The organism is Holdemanella sp. DFI.5.55 (assembly GCF_020593575.1).
GTDB lineage: Bacteria > Bacillota_I > Bacilli_A > Erysipelotrichales > Erysipelotrichaceae > Holdemanella > Holdemanella hominis.
Genome location: NZ_JAJDMK010000095.1, coordinates 1 through 6,793 on the forward strand (window position 1 = coordinate 1; position 6,793 = coordinate 6,793).

General features: G+C 31.6%; 11 protein-coding genes. 2 read left to right on the forward strand and 9 right to left on the reverse strand.

Annotated features, from left to right (window positions below):
* Positions 1 to 560: 560 nt before the first annotated feature.
* The 5 genes from LJE08_RS12345 to LJE08_RS15140 form a co-directional block, all read right to left on the reverse strand.
* On the reverse strand, positions 561 to 845 hold the full coding sequence (locus LJE08_RS12345) for a hypothetical protein (RefSeq protein ID WP_227403378.1): 285 nt from the start codon (positions 843 to 845) through the stop codon (positions 561 to 563).
* Positions 846 to 850: 5 nt separating this feature from the next.
* A complete protein-coding gene (locus tag LJE08_RS12350; RefSeq protein WP_217256429.1) occupies positions 851 to 1,129 on the reverse strand; it encodes a hypothetical protein in 279 nt (92 codons plus the stop codon).
* Between the two features lie 275 nt (positions 1,130 to 1,404).
* On the reverse strand, positions 1,405 to 1,527 hold the full coding sequence (locus LJE08_RS15135) for a hypothetical protein (RefSeq protein ID WP_255650347.1): 123 nt from the start codon (positions 1,525 to 1,527) through the stop codon (positions 1,405 to 1,407).
* Positions 1,528 to 1,543: 16 nt separating this feature from the next.
* Positions 1,544 to 1,726, reverse strand: a complete 183-nt coding sequence (locus tag LJE08_RS12355) for a hypothetical protein (RefSeq protein ID WP_217256431.1) — start codon at positions 1,724 to 1,726, stop codon at positions 1,544 to 1,546.
* Positions 1,727 to 1,730: 4 nt separating this feature from the next.
* Entirely contained in the window at positions 1,731 to 1,862 is a 132-nt protein-coding gene (locus LJE08_RS15140; RefSeq protein ID WP_255650348.1) for a hypothetical protein, read from the reverse strand.
* A gap of 256 nt (positions 1,863 to 2,118) precedes the next feature.
* On the opposite strand from LJE08_RS15140, the gene LJE08_RS12360 reads away from it, so the two are divergent.
* A complete protein-coding gene (locus LJE08_RS12360) occupies positions 2,119 to 2,634 on the forward strand; it encodes a hypothetical protein (RefSeq protein ID WP_217256432.1) in 516 nt (171 codons plus the stop codon).
* 17 nt (positions 2,635 to 2,651) lie between these two features.
* On the opposite strand, the gene LJE08_RS12365 is transcribed toward LJE08_RS12360, so the two are convergent.
* Entirely contained in the window at positions 2,652 to 3,395 is a 744-nt protein-coding gene (locus LJE08_RS12365) for a VUT family protein (RefSeq protein WP_117573357.1), read from the reverse strand.
* A 133-nt stretch (positions 3,396 to 3,528) separates the two neighbouring features.
* On the opposite strand from LJE08_RS12365, the gene LJE08_RS12370 reads away from it, so the two are divergent.
* Positions 3,529 to 4,623, forward strand: coding sequence for an alanyl-tRNA editing protein (locus tag LJE08_RS12370; RefSeq protein WP_227403379.1), 1,095 nt, complete (start codon positions 3,529 to 3,531; stop codon positions 4,621 to 4,623).
* 4 nt (positions 4,624 to 4,627) lie between these two features.
* On the opposite strand, the gene LJE08_RS12375 is transcribed toward LJE08_RS12370, so the two are convergent.
* From LJE08_RS12375 to LJE08_RS12385, 3 genes are read right to left on the reverse strand one after another with little or no spacing between them, the layout of a single operon-like run.
* Complete coding sequence (locus tag LJE08_RS12375) at positions 4,628 to 5,455, reverse strand: DUF4299 family protein (RefSeq protein ID WP_227403380.1); 828 nt, start codon at positions 5,453 to 5,455, stop codon at positions 4,628 to 4,630.
* Positions 5,456 to 5,508: 53 nt separating this feature from the next.
* Complete coding sequence (locus tag LJE08_RS12380) at positions 5,509 to 6,252, reverse strand: CorA family divalent cation transporter (protein ID WP_227403381.1); 744 nt, start codon at positions 6,250 to 6,252, stop codon at positions 5,509 to 5,511.
* Between the two features lie 48 nt (positions 6,253 to 6,300).
* Entirely contained in the window at positions 6,301 to 6,696 is a 396-nt protein-coding gene (locus LJE08_RS12385; RefSeq protein ID WP_217256435.1) for an Hsp20/alpha crystallin family protein, read from the reverse strand.
* Positions 6,697 to 6,793 lie beyond the last annotated feature (97 nt).

A 6,793-nucleotide genomic window follows, 5' to 3' on the forward strand; every position in this document is an offset into this window, starting at 1 on the left:
CTTTACATCATTATATCAGATTTGAAATCAACCTTTTACAAAATTGTGTATAACACTTTTCAAAAAGATAAACAGCAAGAAAAAGTATCCAAGATTCCGTTGTTTTAAGAGAGAAGCGGACACCATTATATATATAAGCAGTAAACATATGTAAATTTCTACTATAATGTTAAGTAAACCTATAGACGTATAATTCTATCGCATGAATTTGCAAAGGTCATGTCGAGAGTCACTATAATTAATGCTTTTCCAAATTCATTTAATTCTCTTAATATTTTAAAAACTATATCTCTATTTCTATCTTTTTTTATTTACGTCCAATCCCTTCTAAAAATTCTGCAACAAAAAGATAGGAAATGTTCACCCTAAAAGTGTTTAAAGGATATCTCTTTCTCAGAGCTAAAATCCCTATGACTTTTAAAGGTTGATTTATCCCTATCCAGTTTCATATATTCATCACATTTACCAAAGATTGCACCTGGCATTTGCAAGGTGCTTTTTTTATATCCTTTAAAAAGAACAAACGATCCATCTTTTATATTGGATTCAATCCAATATGATTATATCCACAATTCCAAAAGAATATAGATTACAACTCCAACTATAATACCAATTCCAATCTTCTTCTTATCATTCTTTGCGTAGATCAAATTAAAGATTTCAAATGATAAAAATCCAAGCAGAAAAAATATATTCTTCGTAAAATAGTAAATCAAGAAACACACCACAAATAAGCCTATACAAATCATTCCTTTAGAATATTCCACCATGGATTTATGTCCTTGATTTAATGATTCATTATCCTTATTCAATTTATCAATAATGTTTTTCTGTTTATCATTCATAATCATTACCTATACTTTCTTCGTAGCCAAATATAGAAAGCGAGTGCACAAATCACGATTATACCCGCAAGTCCATATTGCACTATTGCCTGTTTATCACCTAATACTCTTCCTAGAAATTGTGCAATTCCATAGCTGCATAACAAACATATAGCTACACACTTCATCCAGAAAGTAGATTCCTTCTTTTCTTTTGGAGTTGTATCTAACAAGTCTTCATCTAAATATTTTTGAAGATCTTCATTCATATCTTCCTGTAATCTTTGAATCCGATTTTTTTTCATATCATTCTCTCCAAAACAATGTGGTTTTTAAATAAGATACATAAAGCGCAAATATTAAGAAGATGATCAACAATATGATTTCTCCATAATAGATATATTTTTCTTTGTATCTATAGTCATACAATGGTTTATCCAAATATACACGACCATCTACTTATACTAATAATTGAGAATGTACTAAAGCTTCTATTGTATTATAATCAAACTTAGAAATTTCAATTGCCCTTTCTTCATTGAATATTCCATTCTTAATGAAATATCGAATAATTTTGAATTTATTTATTAAAATGCTCATGCGCATACACAAAAAACCCAATATCTGCAACACACATCATTTCTTGTAAGTAATCATGGATATAAAATCCATAAATAGTTCCACCTACAAGTAGAACAACCATAGAAATGAATCCCCATTTAGGAAAGCTCATCTGAAACATGAACACCATCACAAGTACTATGATGCATATTACACCTATCCTCGGATTTATCCCCCTCTCTAGTTTTCAAAATTTGTTTTACCTCTTCTTCCGTCATTTCAACAGGAATCAACGGAATAAAAACATTTTTATTATTCTTTTTTCTCTGTCTCTTTTTCATAATCTTACTTTGCGTCTGGATATGTGTCTTCAAATTTATCGGCATATCGATTGTGCTTTTTATACTTGAAGAACATACCAACTAAGAAAACAACAACTACTATACCTAATACGTAAACTAGCCAATCTAATGTCATCTTACTATGTCCTCCTTTTCTAATTTCATATTAACATGTTTGTAATCGTTTTCATACTACTTTTATTTCATTATCAATCAAACTTGTTTATATCACATTACTTAAACAAGTTTGATTCACTTTTTAAAACAATATATGTATTAGACATCGATAATGTCAATTAAGATGATATGGTTGGCTTGAATGAGGGCTTGAACATAAATTAGAATATTCCGTAGGAACCATTCTAGAAAGTCGCCTTGATGAAATTAAATATGTGTATTTATATACCTACAACAAGAAAAAGTTTGGTTTAAAAATCAATTCTAAGAATCATAAAAATAAAGTTGTACCAATCCATGCCAAAGAATTCGATGTTGTTGATCAGTTGCGGTTTGAATGCATGAAAGAAGAGTTAAAGATTGTTCAAAAAAGCGCTCTGGATTTTGTACGAAATATTTTAAGGGACATCGATCAAAATTTAATTAATCATGATTTGGAACATTCTATTTCATTTAGTCAAAAATATCCAGTCGGCACTGTACTATCTTGCACATACAATGAATCTGAAGAATATATGTATTTATATACAATTAGCGATACACATTATGCGATTTATTTAGAGGATGCATGCGAAGGTGTTTATATTGTTGAGCCAATTATCCTATATGACTACAAACCAAATGGTGAATTGGTCGATGAAGATACGAAAGAGATATTAACAGGCATCTTAGAAACAACGCAAAGACTAAATACCTATAATTGTACAAAAGCATTATTAGAACAACTTTAAACAAAAGAAAAAGCAGCTTAACGACTGCTTTCTTTCATATATTCAAAATATTCTCTACCTACTTTATTCTTCTTCCAGTTTTGTAGAATCTTGAAACCAGGATATGAGAAGATGACCTCACATAGTGTTTCTACAATCATACCTGTAAAGGCACACACAACACATTGTACCAATGTCCATCCAAAGAATTGGTGTGACACGATTAATGCGAACGTTAGATTGTCGCAAAACTGACCAATACCAGTAGATACATAAGAGCGGAATGCATACGATTTAAAGTTGCTGTTGTTGTTAGAAATCTTACCTAACATGGAATTCGTATAGTTATTCACAATGGCAGAAACAATAAACGCAATTGTACTTCCAAATAGTACATACCAAGTACCACCAATTGTTCCGTCTAATGCCCCATTAATAATGGCTTCTGATCCTTCTACATAGGATTCACCCCATACGCCAGGAATCTTTGATGCCAAGAAGAAAACTAGGCACATACCTAAATTCACCAACACCGCTACAAGTGATGCTTGTGTTGCAGCTTTAGGACCAAAATGTTTTGTGATGACATCCATACATAAGAATGAAAGCCAGCTTACCACAATTCCACAATCTAGTGCCATAAAGCTAAATGGCAAGTTAATACTTTTGTTTGCCAAAAGATTCATAGTGATGACCGAAACAATAAAAAGTGTCATCGTAAGTGAAGGTATACTTCTAAGTAATACACTCACTTCTTTAACTTCCGTTTTAATTCTATTCATTTTTTACCCTCCTGTTTTTTTAAAGATGGTTGGGAAGCAAAACATCTTTGTTCAAACCATATAAGTCTAATATGTTTTTAATTATTTGTCAAAGTTTATATCACTTATGCTATGATTAATTGCGGTGATACATATGACTTTAAAACTATACGAACAAGAACCCTACCAAACAACATTTCATTCCCATGTTGCTTCATGTGTTAAAAAGGATGAATTATACGACATAATCTTGGATCAAACCCTTTTCTTTCCTGAAGAAGGTGGACAAACATGTGACAAAGGAACGTTAAATGGTATTGATGTGGTGGATGTACAAATCATAAATGATGAAATCCATCATTATACGCACTCTGCATTAAATGGTGATGTACAAGGTATTATTGACTGGACTCATCGCTACACCAATATGCAACATCATACAGGAGAACACATTCTTTCTGGATTGATACACAAAGAATTTCATGTGGATAATGTTGGATTTCATTTAGGATACAATGAAATTACAGCCGATTATGCGATGGACTTAAATAATGATCAAATTAAAAGAATTGAAGCTTTAGTGAATTCTGTCATCTTTTCAAATAAACCTGTTAAGTCCTATTACTTAGAGGATTATTCCAACATGGAATATCGTGCAAAACTTGACTTAGACAAACCACGCCTTGTCGAAATTGAAGATGTAGATTTATGCGCATGTTGCGCACCCCATGTAAAAAGTACTATTGAAGTGGGATTGTTTAAAATCATTAAATCGATGAAGATCAAAAAAGGCACACGCCTATTCTTCTTATGCGGAAAACTTGCCTATGAAGACTATGTCTTAAAACATGATCAGTCTATTCAAATCTCCAATCAATTGTCTTCAAACATTGAAGCTTTATCATTCAATGTACAACGCGTATTAGATGAAAATTATGCTTTGAAACAAAGAATCAAACAATTAAACAAAGAGATGATCGATCACTTAATCATTGAACATAAAGAAAATCAAATTATTCTATGTGATGAACTCGATCGAGATACACAATTGTATTACTACAATAAGCTTGTATCTTTTAGTGACAACTATGTTTTACTTGTTTCTAAACAAAAAGATAATTATCGGTTCATGACCAACTCTAAAGATATATTCTTACAACTCAAAGAAAGACATCCAGTTCGTGGTGGAGGAAAAAATGATTTCTTTCAAGGAACGCTAGATACAGTTAATGAGCAGCTATTTGATTAGCTGCTCATATTTTTTGTATAGCAAGCGTATTTAAAACCTCTGAAATCTCTTCTTTCGATAAACATACCATTCTATGATTGGCATCATAATAATCAAACTTTTTAATGAAGCTCATTAAATCACGATACTTCACAAGGCTGTCATTCATAAATACATACCATTCTTCTATCCCTTCAATTTGATTCAATACCACATAAGGCTCTACCGGAAGAATCGTTAGTATATCAACTCCTAGTGCATACATACCAATTCTTCTACCATGTACATTATAGATTCTTGGCGTGGCATAATATGCATCCAAAGCTTGTTGATTATGTAGATATTGTCCAAACAAATCTAAATCTGTGCCAAAATCATTCAATTCATTTTCCCCAATTGAAATCGGATGAAGAATGCCAAAGATTTCAAAATACTTATGATTCGATAGTTTACTCTTCAAGTCCATAAGTGCATCGGCGCTCGTTCTTTTATCATACGCCATCTGCAAATCAATATCCTTTATGTTCATTAGCCAATCGTCTTTCACAAATTCATCAGTATCCATATATTCACAATATACTTTCACTAAATAATAAAACAACTGAATTTCATCCATACTTGTAGGAAGACTTAAATTCAGACAAATATCATGATTTTGAATATAGATTTCAATTCCTCTTTGAAGATATTTGTGATCAAATAAGATTGTATGATCCCCTATCTGATTCGGAATTAATTGACAATTTTCATCCATAACCCCAAAAGATAAGTGAGACAGTTTAACTAAATCATCGATTATAAATTTTTTTCTACGAAAGAAACCCTTCTGCATAATACGAATATTCACAGACATACTAACACCTGCTCTCTACCAAAATCATACACTGAAACAAGCGCTTTTTATAGTTAAAACCATTTTTTCTTTTTAAAGTAAATCACTTCTAAAATAATAATCAATATACAAACTACCATCACAATGAAATATCCATAGGAAGTATCTAATTCTGGCATAGCCTTAAAATTCATACCATACCATCCAGTAATTAATGTTAATGGCATAAAGATGGTAGTCACAATTGTCAAAAACTGCATGATTTGATTCTGACGCATCTCCACTTGTGTTTGATGCATTTCACGAAGCTGAATGGAATACTCTGCCAAACGATCCGTAACATTCGATAGACGTGTTAGTCTTTTCTCTAATGTTTCAAAACCCTTATAAAATTCCTGTAAATTTTGTACCACTTCAATCATCTGATCATAATACGAATCAAAAGTACTAATCGTTTTCCTCATTTCAAAGATTTGCGACTCATAATGAGACCCCGTATGTGACATTAACTGATCTTCTATTCTTTCAAGTTTCATTTCAAGTTTTTGAAGAAACTCCATATCCTCTTGAATCAATATATTCATCAAATTTAGAATACATTCACTAGGCTTATTCCCTGAAATCTTTTGTTTAAAAATATGTTCAGGATCGCAAACCAAAAAATCACTATCATTTAATTCGATACTAAACATCTTCTTATTCTTAGATTTTGATTTGGAAGGAACCCAAAAAGAACCAGACAATTGATTATTCTCTTTATGTATTCTGCAATAATGAATATGATTTAAACGCTTCTCATCTATTACCTCTATCTTCATAATATCTCCTTAAAAAAAAGAATACACCATTTAGGCGTATTCTTACAGTTATTCAATTGGAATAAATTTATTTTCTTCAATCTGTTTAGGTGATTCCTTAGGAACAACAATCTTCAATTCACCATTGTCAAAGGATGCCTTAACATCTTCCTGATGAATACCTTCACCAACATAGAAGCTTCTTGAATAAGATCCACTAACACGTTCTTTACGAACGACACGACCTTTTTCATCCTTGTCTTCTGTGTTCGAACCATGTGTAGCAGTTACTTTCAAATATCCATCTTTCAATTCCATCTGGATATCTTCCTTTTTAACTCCAGGAAGTTCCATGCTCATTTCATAGTTTCCATCTTTTTCCACAATATCTGTCTTCATGACATCACTTGTAGTGTTTCCTGTAAAGAAATCATCAAATAAATCAAACATTGGATAGTACTTCATAAATATCGCCTCCTGATACCTTATTCAATAGGGATAAATTTGTTTTCTTCAATCTGTTTAGGTGATTCCTTAGGAACAACAATCTTCAATTCACCAT

What these genes read in the sequence shown, in the direction of transcription:
- LJE08_RS12345 (WP_227403378.1), bottom strand. Translation starts at nt 845, where the DNA reads ATGAATGATAAACAGAAAAACATTATTGATAAATTGAATAAGGATAAT.
- LJE08_RS12350 (WP_217256429.1), bottom strand. Translation starts at nt 1,129, where the DNA reads ATGAAAAAAAATCGGATTCAAAGATTACAGGAAGATATGAATGAAGAT.
- LJE08_RS15135 (WP_255650347.1), bottom strand. Translation starts at nt 1,527, where the DNA reads ATGGTTGTTCTACTTGTAGGTGGAACTATTTATGGATTTTATATCCAT.
- LJE08_RS12355 (WP_217256431.1), bottom strand. Translation starts at nt 1,726, where the DNA reads ATGAAAAAGAGACAGAGAAAAAAGAATAATAAAAATGTTTTTATTCCG.
- LJE08_RS15140 (WP_255650348.1), bottom strand. Translation starts at nt 1,862, where the DNA reads ATGACATTAGATTGGCTAGTTTACGTATTAGGTATAGTAGTTGTTGTT.
- LJE08_RS12365 (WP_117573357.1), bottom strand. Translation starts at nt 3,395, where the DNA reads ATGAATAGAATTAAAACGGAAGTTAAAGAAGTGAGTGTATTACTTAGA.
- LJE08_RS12370 (WP_227403379.1), top strand. Translation starts at nt 3,529, where the DNA reads ATGACTTTAAAACTATACGAACAAGAACCCTACCAAACAACATTTCAT.
- LJE08_RS12375 (WP_227403380.1), bottom strand. Translation starts at nt 5,455, where the DNA reads ATGTCTGTGAATATTCGTATTATGCAGAAGGGTTTCTTTCGTAGAAAA.
- LJE08_RS12380 (WP_227403381.1), bottom strand. Translation starts at nt 6,252, where the DNA reads ATGAAGATAGAGGTAATAGATGAGAAGCGTTTAAATCATATTCATTAT.
- LJE08_RS12385 (WP_217256435.1), bottom strand. Translation starts at nt 6,696, where the DNA reads ATGAAGTACTATCCAATGTTTGATTTATTTGATGATTTCTTTACAGGA.